Source organism: Aquabacter sp. L1I39, assembly GCF_017742835.1.
Taxonomy (GTDB): domain Bacteria; phylum Pseudomonadota; class Alphaproteobacteria; order Rhizobiales; family Xanthobacteraceae; genus L1I39.
Map to the genome: position 1 here is coordinate 1,381,988 of NZ_CP072392.1, position 22,050 is coordinate 1,404,037.

The 22,050-nt window shown below is 66.0% G+C and carries 19 protein-coding genes and 1 riboswitch; of the genes, 14 read left to right on the forward strand and 5 right to left on the reverse strand.

Annotation, left to right across the window (positions count from 1 at the left end; all coding sequences use genetic code 11):
• Positions 1-110: 110 nt before the first annotated feature.
• Both J5J86_RS06025 and J5J86_RS06030 read left to right on the forward strand, forming a co-directional pair.
• Entirely contained in the window at positions 111-1,997 is a 1,887-nt protein-coding gene (locus J5J86_RS06025; RefSeq protein ID WP_209103964.1) for a potassium transporter Kup, read from the forward strand.
• A gap of 366 nt (positions 1,998-2,363) precedes the next feature.
• Complete coding sequence (locus J5J86_RS06030; RefSeq protein WP_209103965.1) at positions 2,364-3,395, forward strand: lysylphosphatidylglycerol synthase domain-containing protein; 1,032 nt, start codon at positions 2,364-2,366, stop codon at positions 3,393-3,395.
• A 51-nt stretch (positions 3,396-3,446) separates the two neighbouring features.
• Here the strand turns inward: J5J86_RS06030 and J5J86_RS06035 are convergent, their stop codons facing one another.
• Entirely contained in the window at positions 3,447-4,046 is a 600-nt protein-coding gene (locus J5J86_RS06035; protein ID WP_209103966.1) for a hypothetical protein, read from the reverse strand.
• Between the two features lie 298 nt (positions 4,047-4,344).
• On the opposite strand from J5J86_RS06035, the gene J5J86_RS06040 reads away from it, so the two are divergent.
• The 8 genes from J5J86_RS06040 (at position 4,345) to J5J86_RS06075 (ending at position 12,649) form a co-directional block, all read left to right on the forward strand.
• Complete coding sequence (locus tag J5J86_RS06040) at positions 4,345-5,649, forward strand: ATP-binding protein (RefSeq protein ID WP_247658116.1); 1,305 nt, start codon at positions 4,345-4,347, stop codon at positions 5,647-5,649.
• Between the two features lie 105 nt (positions 5,650-5,754).
• Positions 5,755-6,816, forward strand: a complete 1,062-nt coding sequence (pstS, locus tag J5J86_RS06045; protein WP_209103967.1) for a phosphate ABC transporter substrate-binding protein PstS — start codon at positions 5,755-5,757, stop codon at positions 6,814-6,816.
• Positions 6,817-7,155: 339 nt separating this feature from the next.
• The gene (pstC, locus tag J5J86_RS06050; protein WP_209103968.1) at positions 7,156-8,133 is read left to right on the forward strand and encodes a phosphate ABC transporter permease subunit PstC; all 978 of its coding nucleotides are present in this window, start codon (positions 7,156-7,158) and stop codon (positions 8,131-8,133) included.
• Positions 8,134-8,150: 17 nt separating this feature from the next.
• Positions 8,151-8,984, forward strand: a complete 834-nt coding sequence (gene pstA, locus J5J86_RS06055; RefSeq protein ID WP_209103969.1) for a phosphate ABC transporter permease PstA — start codon at positions 8,151-8,153, stop codon at positions 8,982-8,984.
• 140 nt (positions 8,985-9,124) lie between these two features.
• Positions 9,125-9,949: a phosphate ABC transporter ATP-binding protein PstB gene (gene pstB, locus J5J86_RS06060; protein ID WP_209103970.1), complete on the forward strand. Its 825-nt coding sequence runs from the start codon at positions 9,125-9,127 to the stop codon at positions 9,947-9,949.
• A 19-nt stretch (positions 9,950-9,968) separates the two neighbouring features.
• Positions 9,969-10,697 carry a phosphate signaling complex protein PhoU gene (gene phoU, locus J5J86_RS06065; protein WP_209103971.1) on the forward strand — a complete coding sequence of 243 codons (729 nt, stop codon included), beginning with the start codon at positions 9,969-9,971 and terminating at the stop codon, positions 10,695-10,697.
• A 6-nt stretch (positions 10,698-10,703) separates the two neighbouring features.
• The gene (gene phoB / locus J5J86_RS06070) at positions 10,704-11,405 is read left to right on the forward strand and encodes a phosphate regulon transcriptional regulator PhoB (protein WP_209103972.1); all 702 of its coding nucleotides are present in this window, start codon (positions 10,704-10,706) and stop codon (positions 11,403-11,405) included.
• A gap of 272 nt (positions 11,406-11,677) precedes the next feature.
• Positions 11,678-12,649: a Bug family tripartite tricarboxylate transporter substrate binding protein gene (locus tag J5J86_RS06075; protein ID WP_209103973.1), complete on the forward strand. Its 972-nt coding sequence runs from the start codon at positions 11,678-11,680 to the stop codon at positions 12,647-12,649.
• 253 nt (positions 12,650-12,902) lie between these two features.
• On the opposite strand, the gene J5J86_RS06080 is transcribed toward J5J86_RS06075, so the two are convergent.
• Positions 12,903-13,433, reverse strand: a complete 531-nt coding sequence (locus J5J86_RS06080; protein ID WP_209103974.1) for a GcrA family cell cycle regulator — start codon at positions 13,431-13,433, stop codon at positions 12,903-12,905.
• A 448-nt stretch (positions 13,434-13,881) separates the two neighbouring features.
• On the opposite strand from J5J86_RS06080, the gene J5J86_RS06085 reads away from it, so the two are divergent.
• The 3 genes from J5J86_RS06085 to J5J86_RS06095 all read left to right on the forward strand — a co-directional run bounded on the left by J5J86_RS06085 (position 13,882) and on the right by J5J86_RS06095 (position 17,348).
• Positions 13,882-15,090, forward strand: a complete 1,209-nt coding sequence (locus J5J86_RS06085; protein WP_209103975.1) for an aspartate aminotransferase family protein — start codon at positions 13,882-13,884, stop codon at positions 15,088-15,090.
• A complete protein-coding gene (gene argF, locus J5J86_RS06090) occupies positions 15,087-16,016 on the forward strand; it encodes an ornithine carbamoyltransferase (protein WP_209103976.1) in 930 nt (309 codons plus the stop codon). The genes J5J86_RS06085 and argF overlap by 4 nt, the downstream gene beginning before the upstream one ends.
• A 333-nt stretch (positions 16,017-16,349) precedes the next feature.
• Positions 16,350-17,348 carry an Hsp33 family molecular chaperone gene (locus tag J5J86_RS06095; protein WP_209103977.1) on the forward strand — a complete coding sequence of 333 codons (999 nt, stop codon included), beginning with the start codon at positions 16,350-16,352 and terminating at the stop codon, positions 17,346-17,348.
• 30 nt (positions 17,349-17,378) lie between these two features.
• Here the strand turns inward: J5J86_RS06095 and J5J86_RS06100 are convergent, their stop codons facing one another.
• The 3 genes from J5J86_RS06100 to J5J86_RS06110 all read right to left on the reverse strand — a co-directional run bounded on the left by J5J86_RS06100 (position 17,379) and on the right by J5J86_RS06110 (position 20,634).
• Positions 17,379-18,881 carry a TrkH family potassium uptake protein gene (locus J5J86_RS06100; protein ID WP_209103978.1) on the reverse strand — a complete coding sequence of 501 codons (1,503 nt, stop codon included), beginning with the start codon at positions 18,879-18,881 and terminating at the stop codon, positions 17,379-17,381.
• Positions 18,882-18,884: 3 nt separating this feature from the next.
• A complete protein-coding gene (apaG, locus tag J5J86_RS06105) occupies positions 18,885-19,277 on the reverse strand; it encodes a Co2+/Mg2+ efflux protein ApaG (RefSeq protein WP_209103979.1) in 393 nt (130 codons plus the stop codon).
• 157 nt (positions 19,278-19,434) lie between these two features.
• Positions 19,435-20,634, reverse strand: coding sequence for an O-succinylhomoserine sulfhydrylase (locus tag J5J86_RS06110; protein WP_247658117.1), 1,200 nt, complete (start codon positions 20,632-20,634; stop codon positions 19,435-19,437).
• 50 nt (positions 20,635-20,684) lie between these two features.
• Positions 20,685-20,765: riboswitch (SAM riboswitch) on the reverse strand.
• A 141-nt stretch (positions 20,766-20,906) separates the two neighbouring features.
• On the opposite strand from J5J86_RS06110, the gene J5J86_RS06115 reads away from it, so the two are divergent.
• On the forward strand, positions 20,907-22,049 hold the full coding sequence (locus J5J86_RS06115) for a 2'-deoxycytidine 5'-triphosphate deaminase (protein WP_209103980.1): 1,143 nt from the start codon (positions 20,907-20,909) through the stop codon (positions 22,047-22,049).
• The last annotated feature ends 1 nt before the right edge of the window (position 22,050 follow it).

The following is a 22,050-nucleotide window of genomic DNA, read 5'->3' on the forward strand; positions in this document are numbered from 1 at the left end:
CCGGCCTCTTGCGGCCCCCTGCCGGCGGCCTTCGGGCCGGCGGCGGCGTCCGGTCCGGCGCGCGTGGCGCGTCATATTCGCTGAAACGGTGATTCTCTGGGCTTTGTGACATGCGCTCGAGCGTCATCCGGGACCGCAAACGCATCCTGCCCTTCGCAGCCGAGATCGGGGCGCTGGGCGTCGTCTTCGGCGACATCGGCACCAGCCCGCTCTATGCCCTGAAACAGGGTGTCATGGCAGTGGGGGGCGTGAACTTCCTGGCGAGCGACGTGCTCGGCCTCCTCTCACTCATCACTTGGTCGATCATCCTGTCGGTGACGATCAAATATGTGATGCTGGTTCTACGCGCGGACAATGACGGCGAAGGCGGCATCCTCGCCCTCGTCACGCTGCTGGATCTTCACCGTAGCGCCATCGGCCTGCGATGGTATCTTTTGGCAGCGGGCCTGCTGGGCGCTGCCATGCTGATCGGCGACGGCGTTCTGACCCCGGCCATGTCCGTGCTCTCCGCCATCGAGGGGCTCGGAGTCATCTCTCCTCGCATGCACGAATGGGTGCTGCCGCTCACCGTGCTGGTGTTGGCCGGTGTGTTCCTCTCCCAGCGGGCGGGAACGGAGCGGATCGCCGCCTTCTATGGTCCGATCATGCTGGCGTGGTTCGGTTCCCTCGCCGTGCTGGGCGTCTACGGCATCCTGAAGGCACCGCAGGTGCTGATGGGCCTTGATCCCCGCCATGGCATTCGCCTGGTCATGGATCATACGGCATTGTCCGGCGTCATCATCGGCGCGTGCTTCCTCGCCATTACCGGCGGCGAGGCGCTCTATGCGGACCTCGGCCATTTCGGCCGTCGCGTGATCGCGCGGGCCTGGCTGTTCGCCGCCATGCCCGCCCTGCTGCTCAATTATTTCGGCCAGGGTGCCATGCTCCTGACCGAGCCCAGCGCGGTACGCAATCCCTTCTATGACCTGTGCCCGGATCCGCTGGACATTCCTCTTCTGGTGCTGGCCACTGCCGCCACAGTGATCGCCTCCCAATCCATCATCACCGGTGTGTTTTCTCTCGCCAAGCAGGCCATCGAGCTTGGCTATCTGCCGCCCATGCGCATCCGCTACACCAGCGAGCACAATGAGCAGCACATCTATGTGGGGCGGCTGAACTTCCTGCTGATGATCGCCTGCATCGCGGTGGTGCTGGGCTTCGGCTCCTCCGACAGCCTCGCCTCCGCCTATGGCATCGCCGTCGCCTTCGCCATGGTGACCACCTCCATCCTTTTCATCGCGCAGGTGAACCGGGCCTGGAAATGGCCGAAGCCCGCCGTGGTGGCGCTGGCCGTCGGTCTCCTGAGCCTCGACCTTGCCTTTGCCACCGCCAACCTCACCAAGCTCCACGATGGCGGCTGGCTGCCTTTGACCATTGCAGGCATCGTCATCCTGGTCATGGTCTCCTGGCGGCGGGGCCTTGAGGCCGTGGTGGCGCAGCAGGTGCGCTTCACCGAGCCGCTGGACAGCTTCGTCGCCCGCAAGGAACGAGCCCAGGACGGGATCAGCCCGCGCACGGCCATTTTCCTGTCCCGCGCCGGCGCCATGACGCCGGTGGCGCTCTCGCGCATGGCCGATGTGATGCGCGTCCGGTTCGAGCGTCCGGTGATCGTGTCGGTCTGGATCGCCTCGCGGCCACGTGTCTCGGTGGAGGATCGGGTCAAGGTGACGCTGCTGGACGGCGGTTTCGTGCGGGTGGACCTGCGCTTTGGATACATGCAGCAGATCGACGTGCCCTCGGTGTTGGGACCTGCGCTGAGTGCCCGAGGCATCGATCCTGATGAATCCATCTATGTGATCGGTCACGAGCGCATCATCCCGCCGGACGAAATTCTGCGGCCGCGCGACATCATCGCCCACATCTTCGCGTTCCTGGCGCGCAATGCGGAGCGCTCGGTGGACCGGTTCGGCCTGCCGCGCAACCGCACCATGGAACTTGGCTATCCGGTCAAGATGTAGGGCAGCGCTTGGGGCGTGCAGGGTCCTTCGCCTCCGGCGGGGACGGGGCGGGGCCGCAAGCGTGCCGCCGTGGAGGGCCCACCAAGGGGCATCCGGTCAAGGCCCCGCTGGCGTCCCCCTGCCTTGGGATGGCCGCGTTGCGGGTCTAGGAGGAGCCCTCCTTTCGGCAATCAGGCTTCGCCTCAGGCGGTCTGTTTCGCACAAGGACGAGGCCCCATGTCTATGACGGCGCGTTGGCGCGCTGGCGGGACAGGGCGGGCCGAGATTGGACAAAGGTGAGGCTCCCCCACGTCGAGGGACTTTCAAAAACATCCGTGAACATGCTTGTTTGCAGGACGGCGGCGGGGCCGAGGGGGACGGTGAGCGATGATACGTAAGAAAGTGTGGCCGTTCCTGCGCGACAAGGTCGGTCTGCACGGCCTCGGTTTCGTGGTGAGCATCGCCATCATCGCCTTCGCGGTCGTCGTGCTCTATCGCATGCTGCACGACCTGAAGTTCGATCAGGTGCTGGAGGCCTTGCGCAATAAGGACCCGCTCCATGTGCTGGCGGCATTCGTTCTGGTGGCACTCGCCTATTTGACGCTCACTTTCTACGATTTCTTCGCCCTGCGCACCATCGGCCGAAAGCACGTGCCCTATCGCGTGGCGGCGCTCGCCGGCTTCTGCTCCTATTCGGTGGGGCACAATGTGGGCTTCACGGTGCTCACCGGCGGCTCGGTGCGCTATCGCATCTATTCCGCCTGGGGCCTGACCGCCATCGATGTGGCCAAGATCTGCTTCGTGGCGGGCCTGACCTTCTGGCTGGGTAATATTGCGGTGCTGGGCCTCGGCATCACGCTGCACCCGGAAGCCGCGACAGCGGTGGACCAGCTGCCGCCTTTCGTGAATCGTCTTATCGGGGTGGGCGCGCTGTCGGCGCTGGTGGCCTATGTGGTGTGGGTCAGCGCTTCCCCGCGCAAGATCGGCAAGTCCGACTGGTACGTAACCTTGCCCGCCGGCCCCACCACCCTTGTGCAGATCGGCATCGGCATCCTCGACCTCAGCCTGTGCGCGGCCGCCATGTACATGCTGATGCCGACGAGCCCCTATATCGATCCCATCTCACTGGCGGTCATCTTTGTCACCGCGACACTTCTCGGCTTTGCCAGCCATGCGCCCGGCGGTCTTGGGGTGTTCGACGCGGCGTTGCTGGTGGCACTGCCGCAGTTCGACAAGGAGGAGATGGTCGGCGCCCTGCTGCTGTTCCGCCTCTTCTACTATATCGTGCCCTTCGCCTTCTCCCTGCTGCTGCTGGGTTCGCGTGAGGTGATGATCTCGCTGCGGCGGCGGCGGGCCGCGAAGGACGGGGAGATGATCGCGGCGCTGCCGGAGGCGCCACGCAAGGACGCGGCCGAATAGGCCGAAACCGGGCGGCGTGCGTGTCGCCGCCCGGGCCCCAAGGGGCTGAACTCAGCGCTTCAGGCCACCGAGGCCCTGGAGCAGGCCGGGTAGCATGTTGGCCGCCCCCGGGGGTACCTTCACCAATTGAGTGCCGGGCGGCAGGCGGAAGAGGGCTGGGTCCTGCGGGCCGCGGGTGAGGCTCGTCACCTCATAGGCACGCTCCATTTTCCCCTTCACCTCCACGTCCGTGCTCAGCACGATGCCATCCGGTGTGATGCAGGAGACCACGGGGGTCGTCACCGTCTTGGAAGTGGTGACCTTCCATAGGTCGCAGGTCTCGCCGATCACCTGGCTGGTGCCGACCTTCGTGCCCTCGCCCGTCACCACGGCTGTGCGGTAGGCATCCGGCACTTCCGCCTCCACGGCCATTTTCGGCATGTCGGGGAGCATCATCACCATCTTGGCGCGCTTCATGTCGACGATGCCGGCGACGGTGGCCGGCAGGCGCGGGCCGTTGACCACCACGCGCATCTTATCGCCTGCGTGCCAGAGTTCGACCACCGCGTCATCCTTGGCCTTGGCCTTGAGGGCAAAGTCGGTGGAGGGGAGGGGGACCTGATCCGCCAGCGCCGCGCTGAGTGCGACGGCGGACAGGAGCGATCCGGCCATCACGGATCGGAGGAAGCGGTGAGCCTGCATATGCCATCCTTAGATCGGGCGGTCGCCCGCTGGAAGGGGAAATGGGGCGGTCGGGCCGCCGCGCCCATCCAAGAGAAAAGGGAATCGGGCGCGCGGTCCGGAAGGCCCCGTGATGGCATGACGTTGCGGCGGTTTGGCGACCTCTGTCTTATTGTGTTCGTGAAAGCGTTCCACCATATCAAAATTAAGCGACCGGCGCCGTGTGGCATCCGGCTGAAAGGCGGCATCGACGGCGGCGCGTCGGCGGGCCGCAGAGGAGACCGCTCTCGTGTGGCCGCGTATCGCCTTCGCAACCGTCGTGATCCTGGTGTCGCTGGCGGTCGGCCTCTTCCTCGATCCGATGCTGGGCGCGGGGGCGTTCGCGCTCATGGTGCTGGGCATGGCGGGCGCGCAATGGGCGCTCCAGCCTGTCGTCCAACTCTCGGCCCCCGCAGCACCTGCGGAGCCCTCCGAGACGCCGCGTCCCAGTCGCCGGGTGACCACGCAGATGGGCGCGCTGGTGGCTGCGCTGCCGGAGCCGGCGCTGCTCTTGAGCAAGGAAGGCGACATCCTGACCGCCAATGAACGGGTGGCGCTCGCCATCGGCCCGGCGCGGGTGGGCGATCCGCTCTCCTTCGTGGTGCGCGTGCCCGAGGTGCTGGAAGCGGTGCGGGAATGCGCACTGGACGGGATTCCCCGCCGCGTGGAATTCGGCGAGCGCATCCCCCTCGACCGCTGGCTCGAGGCCCATATCGTGCCGCTGCGGCTCGATTCCGACGGCACTGACCGCAAGTCCGTTGCGGAACGGGCACCGGACGCGGTGCTGTTGACCTTCCGCGACCTGACCCAGCAGCGGCGGGTGGAGCAGATGCGCGCGGATTTCGTGGCCAATGCCAGCCATGAGTTGCGCACGCCGCTTGCCTCCCTGTCCGGCTTCATCGAGACCTTGCAGGGTCCTGCCCGCAACGACGCGGCGGCGCGCGAGCGTTTTCTCGGCATCATGGCGGCCCAGGCCCGGCGCATGTCGCGTCTCATCGACGACCTGCTCTCCTTGTCCCGCATCGAGCTGAACGCGCATGTGCGGCCGGAGACCCCCATGGAGGTCGGTGGTCTGATGGGCCATGTGTGCGAGACGCTGAGCCCGCTCGCGCGGGAGCGTGGCGTGGACTTGGCTGTACACCGCGACGGCGACCCGCTCATGGTGCTGGGGGATCGGGATGAATTGATCCGCCTGTTCGAGAACCTGGTGGAGAATGCCCTCAAGTATGGCGCCTCCGGCAGGAAGGTGGAGGTGAGCCTTGGCGCCGAGCGTGAGGGCAAGGGCGAGACCGTGGTCATCGCGGTGCGCGACTACGGGCCCGGCATCGCGGCGGAGGATCTGCCACGCCTGACCGAGCGCTTCTACCGGGCCGATGTTGCGGCGAGCCGCGAGCAGGGCGGCACCGGGCTTGGCCTCGCCATCGTCAAGCACATCGTCGCCCGCCATCGCGGACGTCTCCTGATCGACAGCCGGCCTGGCGAGGGCGCTATTTTTACGGTGCGGATGGAGCGAATCGTGGCGCGGGAGAAAGTCTCAGCCTCCTCAAGGACTTGACTCGTCATCAAGGTGTCACTCGTCGGTCATAGAACGGTGGCGCCACGCCGTTAGAAGGTCGAAGCCCCGCGTTGCTCGCGGCTTCGGGCCTTGGGCGACTTGGGAATGGCAAGGAGATACCCCGTGAAACACGTCACCGCTTTTGGCGCGGCGCTTGCGCTCGCCGGATCCCTGTTCGCTGGCAATGCTTTTGCCGTCGACATCAATGGCGCCGGCGCGTCATTCCCGGCTCCTGTCTACCAGTCTTGGGGAGCCAAGTATAAGGAGAAGACCGGCAACGGCCTGAACTACCAGTCCATCGGCTCCGGCGGTGGCGTGAACCAGATCACCAACCGCACCGTCGACTTCGGCGCTTCCGACGCCCCCGTGGCGAGCGACAAGCTGGCGGCTGCCAACCTGCTGCAGTTCCCGACCGTGATCGGTTCCGTGGTCGCCACCGTCAATCTGGACGGCGTCGGCTCCGACAACCTGAAGCTGACCGGCCCCGTGCTCGCCGACATCTATCTCGGCAAGATCACCAAGTGGGACGACAAGGCGATCGCCGCCCTCAATCCCGACCTGAAGCTGCCCTCCACCGCCATCGTGCCGGTCTACCGGTCCGACGCCTCGGGCACGACCTTCATCTTCACCTCCTACCTCTCCGAAGTGAGCCCGGAGTGGAAGTCCAAGGTGGGTGCTGCCACCTCCGTGCAGTGGCCGACCGGCGCTGGCGCCAAGGGCAATGAGGGTGTCACCGGCAACGTGAAGAACGTGAAGGGCGGCATCGGCTACGTGGAGTTCATCTACGCCGCCTCCAACAAGCTGAACGTGACCCAGCTGCAGAACAAGGCCGGCAAGTTCGTCAAGCCGTCCGAGAAGGCCTTCGAGGAAGCCGCCGCCGCCGCCGACTGGGCGAACGCCAAGGACCTCGCCGCGTCCATGATCAACACCGCCGGCGAGACCGCCTGGCCGATCGTGTCCGCCACCTACATCCTGCTGCCGAAGAACCCCACCAATGTGGACGCTTCCCGCGAAGCGATGAAGTTCTTCGAGTGGGCGTATGGCAAGGAAGGCCGCGAGATCGCCGAGAAGCTGCACTACATCCCGCTTCCGGAATCCGTGGTGGCCAAGGTCAAGGACGCCTGGAAGTCCGAAGTGAAGACCCCCGACGGCAAGCCCGTCCTCTGATCTTGAGGGATCGATCCCGCCGCGCCGATGGTGCGGCGGGGTCTTCGGCTTGGCCCGGCTGCGCGAGCGTCCGGGCCACGCGCGGATGGAGCGGAGGCTCCTCCTTTCGTCACATTCAGCACCATCGCCAGCACCTCGGAGCGGGCTGCCCCCTGAAGCGGAGCGCGGTCGCACCGGAGCGGCGATGAGGACCAAGGACGCGGCGCAGCCTCACATACGGGGCGCGGCGATCGCCCGGGGTCCAGAGGACACGCAATGTTCGGCCGTGCGCGAACCGTTCGCGCGGAGCCAATCGGGCCACGCAGCCGCGTGGCGGGCGCTACTGGGGAAGAGCGGGCAATGGACGCAACGATCGAACAGGTAAAGGCCGGGGCGCTGACGCCCCTCGACAAGGCCAAGCCCAGGGGGGCGCTGGCGGATGCGGTGTTCGTGGGCACGCTCTGGGGCTGTGGCATGCTCGTGCTGCTGCTGCTCGGGCTCATCATCGCCCAGCTCTTCAAAGGCGGCCTGCCGGCCCTCCAGGCCTTCGGCCTAGACTTCATCTGGAGCGCCGCCTGGAACCCGGTGACCGAAAATTTCGGCGCCCTGGTAATGATTTACGGCACGCTCCTCAGCTCCGTGATCGCGGTCGTGGTGGCGCTGCCTTTGTCCTTCGGTATCGCCTTCTTCCTCACCGAGATCGCGCCGCAGAGCCTGAAGCGCCCCATCGGCGTGGCGGTTCAACTGCTGGCCGCGGTGCCCTCCATCATCTTCGGCATGTGGGGCTTCTTCGTCATCGTTCCGCTGATCGGCGCCTATGTGCAGCCCCCGCTCATCGAGTGGCTCGGCCCGATCCCGGTGCTCGGCGCCCTGTTCCAGGGGCCTCCGCTCGGCTCAGGCATGCTCACCGCCGGCGTGATCCTGGCGATCATGATCGTGCCCTTCATCACCGCGATGTTCGTCGAGACCCTGGAATCGGTGCCGCCTATGCTGAAGGAATCGGCCTACGGCGTCGGCTGCACCACCTTCGAGGTCTATAAGAACGTGTCCGTTCCTTATGGCCGCACCGCCATGGTGGGCGCGGTCATGCTCGGTCTTGGCCGAGCATTGGGCGAGACCATGGCCGTGACCTTCGTGATCGGCAATGCCACACGCCTGTCGGCCTCGCTGTTCGCGCCCGGCGCGACCATCGCATCCACCATCGCGAACGAGTTCCCCGAAGCCTCCATCGGCTCGCTGAAGCTGACTTCGCTGCTTCAACTGGGATTCATCCTGTTCGTGATCTCCTTCATCGTTCTCGCCGTGTCGCGCGCCCTCGTGCGCTCGCGCCTCGACTGATCCGGGAGGCACCCGTCATGGCATCGCTTGCCGCACGCCGCGCCAAGGACAATCTGGTCAAGGCCGTTTCCACCGGCTTTGCCGTCCTGGCCATCTTCCTCCTGGCCTGGATCCTCTGGACCCTGGTCGCCAGGGGCCTTCCGGCCCTTGGTACCAACGTCTTCACCCGCATCACCATGCCGCCCGGCCAGAATGGTGGCCTGCTCAACGCCATCGTGGGATCGCTGATCCAGGTGGCGGTGGCGCTTGCCATCGGCGGCCCCATCGGCATCTTCGCTGGCACCTTCCTGGCGGAGAACGGCAAGGGCACCAAGATCGCCTCGGCGACGCGGTTCGTGAACGACATCCTGCTGTCGGCGCCGTCCATCCTGGTGGGCCTGTTCATCTACCAGCTGCTGGTGGTGCCGTTCGGCGGCTTCTCGGGCTGGGCGGGCTCCATCGCGCTGGCCATCCTGGTGATCCCGGTGGTGGTGCGCACCACCGAGGACATGCTGAACCTCGTTCCCGTGGGGCTGCGCGAAGCGGCTTTCGCGCTCGGCGCGCCGCAGTGGAAGGTGGTGATGATGGTGACCTGGCGCGCGGCGCGCGCGGGCATCGTCACCGGCATTCTGCTCGCCATTGCCCGCGCGGCCGGCGAGACAGCGCCGCTGCTCTTCACCTCGCTCGGCAACAATTCCTGGTCGCTGGACATGTCCCAGCCCATGGCCAGCCTCCCTATCGCCATATATCAGTATGCGGGCAGCCCCTTCGACGACTGGGTCGCGCTCGCCTGGGCGGGTGCGCTGCTGATCACGGTGGGCGTGCTGGTGCTGAACGTGGCGTCCCGGCTGTTCCTGGCCCGCAACAAGTGAGCAGTTCCGGACCGCTGATGCGGTCCTCGCCTGGCCTTGGCGCCAGGCCCTGATGACAACCGGCCGGGCCACTGGGCCCGGCGCTCAGAGATCCAATGCCGGGCGATGCCGCCGGCGCTCCGAGATCCAAGAGGCCGCACATGACTTCCGCCGTGGACCCCAATTTCAATATCGCCGCTTCCGTCTCCGCCAAGCCGGACGCCATGTCGGCGCCCACCAAGATCAAGGTGGACAAGCTCAACTTCTATTACGGGCAGAACCATGCCCTGAAGAACATCAATTTCGAGATCCCCGAGAAGCGCGTCACCGCCATGATCGGGCCGTCGGGCTGCGGCAAGTCCACCCTGTTGCGGGTGTTCAACCGCATGTATGACCTCTATCCCGGCCAGCGCGCCGACGGGCAGGTGCTGTTCGACGGGGTCAACATCGTCGGCAAGGAGCTGGACCCCACCATCGTGCGTACCCGCATCGGCATGGTGTTCCAGAAGCCCACGCCCTTCCCCATGTCCATCTATGACAACATCGCCTTCGGCGTGCGCCTCCACGAGCGCCTGAACAAGTCGCAGATGGATGAGCGCGTAGAGAGCTGCCTGCGCAAGGCCGCCATCTGGGAAGAGACCAAGGACCGCCTGCACACCTCGGCGCTCGGCATGTCCGGCGGCCAGCAGCAGCGCCTGTGCATCGCCCGCACCATCGCGGTGCAGCCGGAGGTGATCCTGCTGGACGAGCCCACCTCGGCGCTCGACCCCATTTCCACCTCGAAGATCGAGGATCTGATCGACGAGCTGAAGCAGGACTTCACCATCGTCATCGTGACGCACAATATGCAGCAGGCGGCCCGCTGCGCGGATATCACCGCCTTCTTCTATCTGGGCGAGCTGGTGGAGGTCGGCCCGTCCGACGTCATCTTCACCAATCCGCGCCAGATCAAGACGCGCGACTACATCACCGGCCGCTTCGGCTGACCCAGCAGGGGTAAAAACGATGCCCGACCATATCGTATCGGCCTTCGATGCCGAGCTGAAAGAAATCGGCCGCAAGGTGGTCGAGATGGGCGGCCAGGCCGAGCGCCTGGTGGCCGATTCCGTCAACGCCCTCATTCGCCGCGATACCGCGTCGGGCCAGAAGGTGATCCTGCTGGACGCCAGCGTCGACCACATGCAGCGCGAGATCGAGGAGAAGGTCATCCTCGTCATCGCCAAGCGCCAGCCGGTGGCCACCGACCTGCGCGAGCTGGTCGCGGCGATCCGCATCGCCTCCGACCTGGAGCGCATCGGCGACCTCGCCAAGAATGTGGGCAAGCGCGTCCTGGCCATCGAGGGCGAGTACCACCCTCAGAAGCTGGTGCGCGGGGTCGAGCACATGTCCGACCTGGTGCTTGAGCAACTGAAGGAAGTGCTCGACGCCTATGCCGGCAAGGATGAAGCGAAGGCCATTGAGGTGTGGGGTCGCGACAGCGTCGTCGACACCATGTACACCTCGCTGTTCCGCGAACTTCTCACCTATATGATGGAAGATCCGCGCAACATCTCGGTGTGCACGCATCTTCTGTTCTGCGCCAAGAACATCGAGCGCATCGGCGACCACGCCACCAATGTGGCGGAGACAGTCTATTACATGGTTACCGGACAGATGCTCTCGGACGAGCGTCCGAAGGCGGACCGCTCCAGCGAAACCGCCGTCACCTTTCCGGGACAAGCCCTTCAGGGATGATGATCCGTGCCCGCGCGTATTCTGATTATCGAGGACGAGGAACCGCTTAGCCTTCTGCTCCGGTACAATCTGGAGTCCGAGGGCTATGCGGTGGACAATGTGGGGCGGGGTGACGAGGCGGAGACCCGCCTCAGGGAGGCGGTTCCCGACCTCGTCATCCTCGACTGGATGCTGCCGGGCCTGTCCGGGATCGAGTTGTGCCGCCGCTTGCGCACCCGCGCCGAGACCGAGCGCCTGCCCGTCATCATGCTCACCGCTCGCGGCGAGGAGACGGAACGCGTGCGGGGCCTGGCCACAGGGGCGGATGATTATGTGGTCAAGCCCTTCTCGGTCCCCGAACTTCTTGCCCGGGTGCGGGCCCTGCTGCGGCGGGCCAAGCCCGAGCACGTGGCCACCCTCCTGCGGGCGGGCGATATCGAGCTCGACCGGGAGACGCACCGCGTCCATCGGGCGGGGCGCGAGATCCATCTCGGCCCCACTGAATTCCGGCTCCTGGAATTCCTGATGCAGAGCCCCGGACGGGTCTTTTCGCGGGAGCAGTTGCTGGACGGCGTGTGGGGGCAGGACGTCTATATCGACGAGCGCACCGTGGATGTTCATGTGGGTCGCCTGCGCAAGGCCATCAATCGCGGCCGGCAGATGGACCCCATCCGCACAGTGCGGGGTGCCGGCTATTCCTTCAACGAGATGTTCGCCCGTTCCCATTGAGGCGCGACGTGTTTCAGGCCCGGTCGGCGGAGCATGTCCGCCTGCCGGGCCTCATTTTCGGGCATTGGCGGTAGGCTACCGCGCGGGCAGGCTGGCCTTCAACTAAAGTCGTGTGCCCTGGTGCCCTGAAAGCTCCGTGCGCGCTGCACGCGCCCTTTGCCTCTCTGCGCAATTCGTCCAATATCCCCGCCACCCTTGCGTCCCATGGCCCGGGGGTAAGGAAAAACGGCGCGGCTCAGCCGCACCGGAAACGCACAGAAGGAGAGCGCCTGATGAAACGCCTGCTCGCAGTCCTCGCTTTGGCCACGGCAGTCTTCACCGGTGGGGCCATGGCGCAGGAGGACTTCCCCAACCGGCCGATCCGGATGGTGGTGCCCTTCGCCGCTGGCGGATCCACCGACATCGTCGCCCGCATCGTGGCGGCCAAGATGGGCGATATCCTCAAGCAGCCGGTGGTGGTTGAAAATCGCGCGGGCGCCGGTGGCAATGCGGGCGCCGCGGCGGTGGCCAAGGCAGCGCCTGATGGCTACACCATTCTCATGGGCACGGTGGCCACCCATGCCATCAACCCGGCCCTCTATACCAAGATGCCCTATGACCCGGTGAAGGACTTCGCGCCGGTCTCGCTGCTGGTGAACGTGCCGAACGTGGTGGTGGTGCATCCCTCGCTGAATGTGAAGACGACAGCCGAGCTCATCGCGCTGCTCAAGGCCAATCCGGACAAATATGAATATGCCTCGTCCGGCGTCGGCACCCCGCTGCATCTCTCGGGCGCCCTGTTCGAGAGCATGGCGGGCGTGAAGATGGTTCATGTGCCCTATAAGGGCGCCGGCCCGGCCAAGGTGGACCTCCTGTCCGGCCAGGTGAAGATCATGTTTGACAACCTGCCCTCGTCCATCGGCGCCATCCGCAAGGGCGATGTGGTCGGCATCGCCGTCACCACCAAGGATCGTTCGCCCGCCGCCCCCGACATGCCCACGGTGTCCGAGTCCGGCCTGCCCGGCTACGAGACCTATTCGTGGAACGCCATTTTCGCGCCGGCCGGCACCCCCACTGCTATCATCGACAAGCTGGCCAAGGCCTGCATGGAGGCCGTGGCCGACCCGGCGGTCAAGGCCAAGCTCGCGGATCTCAGCGCGGTGACGGTGGGTTCCACCCCGGCCCAGCTCGACGCCCATGTGAAGGCAGAGATCGCCAAATGGACCCCGGTGGTGAAGGCGTCCGGCGCTTCCATCAACGACTGAAACTTCAGGTCCTGTGCCTGACGGGACGCCCGGCGCTTGCGCCGGGCGTTTCCTTTTGGCCCCCTGCGCCCTCAACGAAAACGGCCGGCGCTCATGAAGGAGGCCGGCCGTTTTCAAGTCTGGAGTGCGTCAGCGTCTCATCGAACTGCCGGTGCACCCTATCTCATTGTCTTAACGCGTTGCCTTCACGTGAACCGGTTGCCGTTTCGCTCGGAAATGTCCAAAGGACGGGCCGGGAACCCGCGCGCGCATCTCACAGATAAGCGAGGCGGCGATCCCGACGGCGATCCTGCACCGGCTGGTAGGCAAGGCGCGCATGGGTCGCGCAATAAGGCAGCCCGGTGACGCTGCGGCCACCGCAGAAATAGAAGCCGTCCGTTCCCGGCTCGCCAATGGGCCAGCGACAGGTGGCTTCGGTCAGGTTCATGATGGTGCAGCGCTGCGACATGGACACCACATTGTCCGCCACCACTGGGGCAGGCGCGGGAGCGGGTTCAAAATCCTCTTCTGGCATCTGCGCGAGGGCCGTATTGCCATGGGTGGCAGGGCGCTGCGGCGCATTGGCCGGACGCTGTTGCTGGGCCGGCGTCTCGGGACGCGCGGTCTTGCGCGGGCGCGCCGGCGCCGCGACGCTCTTGGTGCGGCCGGACAGGCCGAGGCGGTGCACCTTGCCGATGACCGCATTGCGGGTGATACCGCCCAATTCGCTTGCAATCTGGCTCGCGGAGAGGCCTTCGCTCCAGAGCTTTTTCAAGAGTTCGACGCGCTCGTCGTTCCAGCTCATCGTTCTCCTCCAAGGGACGTACGCGCGGCCAAAGGCGTGCGCCCGTCCCCAATTAAAATGGACCCAGAGTTCCCGGATCAGGCCGGCTCAGCCGGATCCGACTCCGTTCCCGCCGCATTTCGCCGACTCCGACCTCGTTCCCGAAAACGCGCTTTCGCACGCGGGAGCCGAGGTGCCCGACGCCACTTGGAAAGTGTCGCACGACATGTCGTAGTCGACGGTTGAGAGGCTACAATATGCGGAGACTCTCGCACAGTGCGAGATTGAGTCGCCGGCCTGTTTTCCCCAAGTCCTTACAATCCCGTTAACGGCTCAGCCCGGTTGACCTCGCGCGCGCGATCATTAGAATCCCCGCCGTCGGGCCGTCCTCAAGCGGGGCGGCCTTTGGCATTTCTGACCACCTATGTGGCTACGACTGCGTGGCCCGCCAACCCCTTGGGAGGGGTCCGTGATTACCCCCGTTCTGCCGACCTATGCGCGTATCGACCTCGAATTCGAGCGGGGAGAGGGCTGCTGGCTCGTCACGACGGACGGGCGACGCTATCTCGATTTCACGGCGGGCATTGCTGTCAATGTGCTTGGCCATGCCCACCCCCATCTGGTGGAGGCCCTGCGGGAGCAGGCCGGTAAGCTCTGGCATACGTCCAACCTGTTCCGCATTGCGGGCGGGGAACGGCTCGCCAACCGGCTGACGGAGGCGACGTTCGCCGACACCATGTTCTTCACCAATTCCGGTGCGGAAGCTCTGGAGTGCGCCATCAAGATGGCGCGCCGCTACCAGTTCGTCAGCGGCTCGCCGGAGCGCAATCGGCTGATCACTTTCGAGGGCGCCTTCCACGGCCGCACGCTCGCGACCATCGCTGCCGGCGGCAATGCCAAGTATCTGGAAGGCTTCTCGCCGGACATGCCGGGCTTCGACCAGGTGCCGTTCGGCGACATTGAGGCGGTGAAGGCCGCCATCGGGCCGCACACGGCCGGCATCCTGCTGGAGCCCATCCAGGGCGAGGGCGGCGTGCGCGTGCCGCCCGCCTCCTTCCTGCGCCAGCTTCGGGACCTGTGCGACGAGCACGGCCTCCTGCTTGTGCTGGACGAGGTGCAGTCCGGCGTCGGCCGCACCGGGCGGCTGTTTGCCCATGAGGCGAGCGGCATCACGCCGGACATCATGGCGGTGGCCAAGGGCATTGGCGGCGGCTTCCCGATGGGGGCGTGCCTTGCCACCGAGGAGGCGGCCAAGGGCATGACGCTTGGCACCCACGGCTCCACCTATGGCGGCAATCCGCTGGCCATGGCGGTGGGCAATGCGGTGCTGGACATGGTGTTGGCGGATGGCTTCCTCGACCATGTGCGCAACGTTGGCGGACGCCTGAAGCAGCGTCTTGCGGAGGTGATGGACCGCCACCCGCGCGTCATCGCCGAGGTGCGCGGTGAGGGCCTCCTGCTGGGCCTGCGCGCCCACGGCCCTGCGGCCGATCTGGTGCTGGCCCTGCGCGAGGAGGGGATGCTCGCGCCCGGCGCCGGCGACAATGTGGTGCGCCTGCTGCCGCCTCTGGTGGTGAGCGAGGAGGAGGTTGGCATCGCCTGCGACAAGATCGAGGCGGCGTGCCAGCGGATCGAGGACGGTCTCAACATGGCCGCGGTGAAGGGAGCGGCCGAATGAGTGCCAATGGCGTGCGTCACTTTCTGGATCTCACCGACATCCCAGCCGAGGAATTGCGGCGGGTGATCGAGATGTCGAAGGACCTCAAGGCGCGCAAGAAGGCGGGCGATCTGGACAAGCCCCTGGCCGGGAAGTCGCTGGCCATGGTGTTCGACAAGCCCTCCACCCGCACGCGCGTGTCCTTTGACCTCGCCATGCGCCAGCTTGGCGGCGAGACCATCATGCTGACCGGCACCGAGATGCAGCTCGGGCGCGGCGAGACCATCGCCGACACCGCCCGCGTCCTCTCGCGCTTCGTCGATGCCATCATGATCCGCATCCTCAGCCACGAGGATCTGGTCGAACTGGCGGGAAATGCCACGGTGCCGGTCATTAACGGCCTCACCCGCATTTCCCATCCCTGCCAGGTGATGGCGGACGTGCTCACCTTCGAGGAGCATCGTGGCGGCATTGCCGGCGCCAAGGTGGCCTGGACGGGGGATTCCAACAATGTGCTGGCCTCATGGGTCCACGCGGCCCAGCGCTTCGACTTCACGCTGAATGTGGCCACTCCGAAGGAGCTTTCGCCCCACAAGGCGCTGACGGAATTCGTCAAGCGCACCAAGGCGAAGGTCCACTTCACCCACGATGCCGAGGCGGCCGTCGAAGGCGCCAACTGCGTCGTCACGGACACCTGGGTGTCCATGGGCGACAAGGAAAGCGAGAAGCGGCACAACATGCTGAAGCCGTTTCAGGTGAACCGCCGGCTGATGTCGCGCGCCGCCTCTGACGCCATCTTCATGCATTGCCTGCCTGCCCATCGCGGAGAGGAGGTCACCAGCGAAGTCATGGATGGTCCCCAGTCCGTGGTGTTCGACGAGGCGGAGAACCGCCTGCATGCGCAGAAGGGCATTCTCGCCTGGTGCTTCAACGCCGCCGGCGTCTGACTGTCCCGTGATGACCAACTGCGCCGGCCCGCGGGCCGGCGCAGCTCCATTCCGGGGCGAGGGGAAGGCCTTCTCTGCTCCGGCGCCCATGCGGGGGCGACGTCCATCGTCTTGTTCGATTGCGTGCCCCTCAAGCGCCCGTTCCAAGTGCCGCTCGCACATGCCGCTCGCACGCGCCGCCTGCGGGATCTGGGCGAGGGCGCGCGTGATGCCGTGTTCCTGATTGCGTCCGGCTACGGCGCTTGCGCAGACCCGGCAAGATCGTCCAAGAGGACGGCACGACGCCCATTTTCAGCGCCGGCTCCGCCTGCGCGTGACCGAAAGGGAGGCACCATGGCTTCCGAATACACACACGACGAGACATTCCTCCGACAGGACGATGCGGTCCTGCCGTTCCAGGTGGATGCCCTCGACATTCGCGGCCGCACCGTGCGCCTGGGCGCTGTCCTGGATGGGGTGCTGGCGCATCATCAGTATCCGCCGGCGGTCAAGCGGCTGATCGGCGAGGCGGTGGCCCTCACCGTGCTGCTGGGCACTTCGCTGAAGTTCGAGGGCCGTTTCATCCTGCAGACCAAGACCGATGGCGCGGTGGACATGCTGGTGGTGGACTTCGTCGCCCCCGACAAGGTCCGCGCTTATGCCCGCTTCGACGCGGACGCAGTGGCCGAAGCCGAGCGCAGCAACAAGGCCGATCCGGCAACCTTGCTGGGGCGCGGCCACCTGGCCATGACCATTGACCAGGGCCTCACCACCAACCGCTATCAGGGCGTGGTGGCGCTCGACGGGGAGGGGCTGGAGGCAGCGGCGCACCAGTATTTCCAGCAGTCCGAGCAGATCCCCACCCGCGTCCGCCTGGCCGTCGGCGAAGAGATGCGGCCGGGGGGGGAACCTTCGTCCTGGCGCGCTGGCGGCCTTCTGGCCCAGTTCCTCCCGGCGGAAGCGGGCCGGGCGCGGCAGGCGGATTTTCCGCCCGGCGATGCGCCGGAAGGGATGGAACTTCACGAGGTGCCGGACGATGACGCCTGGGCGGAAGCCCAGTCATTGGTCGCCACGCTGGAGGACGTGGAACTGATCGATCGCGACCTCTCCAGCGACCGGCTGCTCTATCGCCTGTTCCACGAACGGGGCGTGCGGGTGTTCGACGCGGTGCCGGTGCATGCCCATTGCTCGTGCACGCGCGAACGAGTGGCGGGTGTCCTCGCGAGCTTTGATCGCGATGAGCGCCGCGAGATGATCCAGGACGATGGCACGGTGGGCGTCACCTGCGAATTCTGTGGCCGCACCTACAGCTTTTCGGCGCAGGAGGTCCTGGACGACCGGCCGGACGCGTGAAGGAGGCGGGGAGGCCGCAATCCTCCCTGCTCACCGCAGCCAGAAGCGCGGCAGCGCGATCACAAGCAAGGTGAGGATTTCCAGCCGCCCCAGGAGCATGGCCAGGGACAGCAGCCAGATGGCCGGATCCGGCAGGGCGCTGTAATTGGAGGCCGGGCCGACGATGGGGCCGAGGCCCGGTCCCACATTGGACAGGCACGCAATGGCCGCCGAGAAGGCGGTGAGCAGGTCGAGCCCCATCAGGTTCAGGATGGTGCCGATGACCAGGAACGTCGCCAGATAAAGAAAGATGAAGCTCAGCACCGAGGCGACCACGTCGTCGCTCACGGGCGCTCCGCCATAGCGGATGGGGAAGGTGCCGTTACGGTAGGTGATGCGCTTGAAGTGCTGGCGGGCCGCCTTGGCGGCGATGGCAAGCCGCAGCGCCTTGATGCCGCCGGCGGTGGAGCCGGTGCAGCCGCCCATGAACATGAGCACGAAGAAGATCGCGTTGGAGAGCGGCCCCCAATTTGTATAGTCCACGGTCATGAAGCCGGTGGACGAGATGATGGACGCCACCGTGAACAGCGCGCCGCGAAACGCGGTCTCTCCGGTCGCGACGCCCTGGAAGCTCTGCTGGAGGAATGAGGCGAAGGTAAATGCGACGACGATGCCCAAGAACAGCCGCACCTCTGAATTGGTGAACAGCCGCGTGAAGTCGCCTGCAAGCGCGCGCGCATAGAGCGTGAACGGCAGGCTCGCCGCCAGCATGAAGACGATCGCGACATAATCCACCGCGGGTGCAGAGAAGATGGACAGGGAACTGTCCGAATTGGCAAAGCCGCCCGAGGACAGGGTGGACATGGCCAGGGTAAAGGCGTCGAACAGCGGCATCCCCGCGACCGCATAGGCAAAGGCGCACAGGCAGGTCAGGATCACGTAGGACAGGAGCAGCCCTTTCGCCACCGCCTCGGCACGGGGGAGGAACTTGTCCGATTTATCGGACGACTCGGTCCGGAACAATTGCATGCCACCAATGCTCAGAAGCGGCAGGATGGCGATGCCGATCACCACGATTCCGATGCCGCCGAACCAGTGCAGCAGGGTGCGCCACAGCAGGATGCCGGCCGGCATGTGGTCGAGCTGAGACATGACGCTGGCGCCGGTGGTGGTGAGGCCGGACACGCTCTCGAACACGGCGTCTGTCACGCTAAGGGCGGGTTGACCCCACACGAAAGGCAAGGCGGCGAAGGCGGACAGTACGAACCACACGCTTGCGGTGAGGAGGAAGGCCTGCCGCAGGTCCAGACGCTTGATCTGCGCCTGGCGGCCGGACATCCACATGAGGACGCCGACGAAGATGGTGACCGCCGAAGCGCCCAAGAAGGCACCTTCTCCCCCGCTTTCCGTCGCCAGGTCGGCAATGGCGGGCGCCAGCATCGCCACGCCCAGCACGCTCAGCAGCACGCCGATCACGGAGGCGATGGGACGCAGGTCCAGAACCGGAGCGGTCTGGATCTCGACGACAGGGGCCTTGGCGCTGCGGGTGGCCATGGGTCAGTTCAAGATGCGCCGCATGTCCGGCAGGTCCAGGGAAAAGGCCGGGATCTCCACCGCGAACGCCTCCCCGCTCTCGCTGGTCATGTCATACTCTCCGCGCATGATGCCCATGGCGGTCGCGAGCGGCACGCCGCTCGTATATTCGAAACGCCCGCCGGGCTCCAGCACGGGCTGTTCGCCCACCACCCCCTGGCCGTGCACCTCTTCCACATGGCCGAAGGCGTCGGTGATGTACCAGTGGCGTGCCTTGAGCTGGACCGTCTCGGTGCCGAGGTTGGCGACCTCGATGGTGTAGGTCCAGAAATAGCGGCTCTGGTCCGGGTCCGACCGCTCCGCCACGTAGCGCGGCGTGGCTGTGACCTGGATCTGGCGCGTGGTCGCCCGGTACATGCTCTGCCCCTTCACCAGCCCGCACCCGCGCGAGCCGTCGCTGTCCGCCCCTGGCGGGACAATCGGCAGTGAAGCCGCAGTCAGCGCGACGCGCAACACGTTCCGCGCCGGAGCGGCGGCCTCCGGGGCGAATATGTTGTGTGCGCCGCGCCTTGCGTCAGACGAACCGAAGCGCCTGATGGATATCGGCGATGAGGTCGTCGGGGTGTTCAAGCCCCACCGACAGGCGCACCAGGCCGTCGGAAATGCCCATCTGGGCCCGCGCCTCGGGCGTGAAGCGCTGGTGGGTGGTGGTGGCCGGATGGGTCAGCAGGCTCTTGGAGTCTCCGAGATTGTTGGAGATGCGAATCACCTTGAGCGCGTTTGCGAACCGGAACGCCCCCTCCTTGCCACCTTCCACCACGAAGGTGACGAGGGTGCCGCCGCCGGTCATCTGGCGGCGGGCCAGCTCTGCCTGCGGGTGATCGTCGCGGAAGGGATAAAGCACCTTGGAGACTTTGGCCGACTCCGCCACCGCATCCGCCACCTTCACGGCGCTCGCCTGCTGGCGCTCCACGCGCAGCCCCAGCGTTTCCAGCCCCTTCAGCAGCACCCAGGCATTGAAGGGCGAGATGGAAGGGCCGGTCTGGCGCAGATAGGTCTGCAGGTGATCGGTGATGAACTGCTCGGAGGCGAGCACCACGCCGCCCAGGCACCGGCCCTGGCCGTCAATGTGCTTGGTAGCCGAATAGACCACCACGTCGGCGCCGAGTGCGAACGGCTTCTGGAGCAGGGGGGTGGCGAACACATTGTCCACCACCAGCTTTGCCCCCGCCGCCTTGGCGATCAGCGCCACCGCAGCGATGTCGATGATCTCCAGCGTCGGATTGGTGGGGCTTTCCAGGAACAGGATCTTGGTGTTGGGCTTCACCCCTGCCTTCCAGGCGTCAAGGTCGGTGCCATCCACCAGCGTGATCTCCACGCCGAACCGGGGGAGATAGTCTTCCAGGATCCAGCGGCAGGAACCGAACAGGGCACGTGCCGCCAGCACATGGTCGCCCGCGCGCAACTGACACAGAAGGGCGGCGTGAACGGCCGCCATGCCAGACGCGGTGGCCCGGGCTGCCTCGGCCCCTTCCAGCAGCGCCATGCGGGTCTCGAACATGGCGGTGGTGGGATTGCCGTAACGCGAATAGACGAAGCCGGGATCCTCGCCCTTGAAGCGGGCCTCGCAGGCTTCGGCGCTGTCATAGACGAAACCCTGGGTGAGGTAGAGCGCCTCGGAGGTCTCGCCATAAGGCGAGCGCGTGGTTCCACCATGGACCAGCAGCGTCTCGGGGTGCAGCGTCTTGGGGTCGGCGGGAATGAAGGGCGCCACGGTCTTCGAGCCTCCGGACGCCGAGGACTGCGGCGTGACCCGCTTATGTGGTCCACCCGTCCCCGGCCTTTTAGCGAGTTGTTTTAGCGTGGCGGCAAGCCGGCCGGCTCAAATTCACCACATGGCGTTTGTTAAAGCGCAGGCGTTCGGTGACGTCAATCATTTCGTCCGGTAAACCGAACGATGTGGCGGGACAATCCGCTTGCCATGTGGGAGAGGGTTCGCCTTTATGCGCGGACGGCGCACGCGGGGATTGTCCGGGTGGTGAGGCCGTGGGACCGGAAGCCGGCGGAGGCTGGAGCGTGGTGGATCAGTTGAGACCGGGAATCCTGCCTTCGCAGGCCATTGCGGCGCTTCATGAGAGCGGCTGCATCATTTCCCGCCGCGCCTTCGACGACGACCAGATCCAGCCCGCGAGCCTTGATTTGCGGCTCGGGCGCACCGCCTGGCGCATTCGGGCCAGCTTCCTGCCAGGCAATGGCATCAGCGTGAAGCAGCGCCTCGCTGATCTCGGGCTGCATAAGCTCGATCTGCGTGAAGGCGCGGTGCTGGAGACGGGCTGCGTCTATCTGGTGGAACTGTCCGAAAAGCTCCGGCTGCCCGCCGACGTGGCGGCCGCAGCCAATCCCAAGAGCTCCACGGGGCGCCTTGATGTGTTCGTGCGCGTCATCGCCGATGGCGCCCGCGCGTTCGATGCCATCCCGGCTGGCTATGAGGGGCCGCTCTATCTGGAAATCTCCCCGCGCACCTTCCCCATTCTGGTGCGGGCGGGCTCGCGCCTGTCGCAGGTGCGCTTCCGGCGCGGCGTCGCCCGCCTGTCGGATCTTGAGCTTCTGAACCTACAGAAGGCCGAATGCCTGGTGGATGCCGAGGTGCCGGACGTGGCGAGCGGCGGCATCGCAGTGGGCGTTGACCTCGCGGGCGAGACCTTCGGCGGCCTGCTCGGCTTCCGCGCCAAGCGCCACACGGGCGTGGTGGACGTGGACCGCCGCCATGGACTTGAGGTGGAGGACTTCTGGGAGCCCATCCGCGCACGCGGCAATGCAAGCCTGGTGCTTGATCCCGACGCCTTTTACATTCTCGCTTCTCGCGAGGCGGTGCATGTGCCGCCGGACTATGCGGCCGAGATGGTGCCGTTCGATCCCCTGGTTGGCGAATTCCGGGTTCACTATGCGGGTTTCTTCGATCCCGGTTTCGGCAACGCGGCGGTTGGCGGCAGCGGCGCGCGCGCCGTGCTGGAGGTGCGCTCGCGCGAAGTCCCGTTCATTCTGGAACACGGCCAGACGGTCGGGCGCCTCATCTATGAGCGCATGTCCCACCGTCCCGATGCCCTTTATGGAGAGGCGGGTGTCTCCAATTATCAAGGTCAGGGCCTGAAACTGTCCAAGCACTTCCGCCCCTTCACCTCTCTCTGAG

Bases quoted from the DNA above. Each gene is read 5' to 3' on its own strand.
- pstA (WP_209103969.1), top strand. From the start codon at position 8,151: ATGGCATCGCTTGCCGCACGCCGCGCCAAGGACAATCTGGTCAAGGCC.
- J5J86_RS06100 (WP_209103978.1), bottom strand. From the start codon at position 18,881: ATGGCCACCCGCAGCGCCAAGGCCCCTGTCGTCGAGATCCAGACCGCT.
- pstS (WP_209103967.1), top strand. From the start codon at position 5,755: ATGGCAAGGAGATACCCCGTGAAACACGTCACCGCTTTTGGCGCGGCG.
- J5J86_RS06025 (WP_209103964.1), top strand. From the start codon at position 111: ATGCGCTCGAGCGTCATCCGGGACCGCAAACGCATCCTGCCCTTCGCA.
- J5J86_RS06080 (WP_209103974.1), bottom strand. From the start codon at position 13,433: ATGAGCTGGAACGACGAGCGCGTCGAACTCTTGAAAAAGCTCTGGAGC.
- J5J86_RS06030 (WP_209103965.1), top strand. From the start codon at position 2,364: ATGATACGTAAGAAAGTGTGGCCGTTCCTGCGCGACAAGGTCGGTCTG.
- phoU (WP_209103971.1), top strand. From the start codon at position 9,969: ATGCCCGACCATATCGTATCGGCCTTCGATGCCGAGCTGAAAGAAATC.
- apaG (WP_209103979.1), bottom strand. From the start codon at position 19,277: ATGTACCGGGCGACCACGCGCCAGATCCAGGTCACAGCCACGCCGCGC.
- J5J86_RS06035 (WP_209103966.1), bottom strand. From the start codon at position 4,046: ATGGCCGGATCGCTCCTGTCCGCCGTCGCACTCAGCGCGGCGCTGGCG.
- pstC (WP_209103968.1), top strand. From the start codon at position 7,156: ATGGACGCAACGATCGAACAGGTAAAGGCCGGGGCGCTGACGCCCCTC.
- J5J86_RS06075 (WP_209103973.1), top strand. From the start codon at position 11,678: ATGAAACGCCTGCTCGCAGTCCTCGCTTTGGCCACGGCAGTCTTCACC.
- J5J86_RS06095 (WP_209103977.1), top strand. From the start codon at position 16,350: ATGGCTTCCGAATACACACACGACGAGACATTCCTCCGACAGGACGAT.
- pstB (WP_209103970.1), top strand. From the start codon at position 9,125: ATGACTTCCGCCGTGGACCCCAATTTCAATATCGCCGCTTCCGTCTCC.
- argF (WP_209103976.1), top strand. From the start codon at position 15,087: ATGAGTGCCAATGGCGTGCGTCACTTTCTGGATCTCACCGACATCCCA.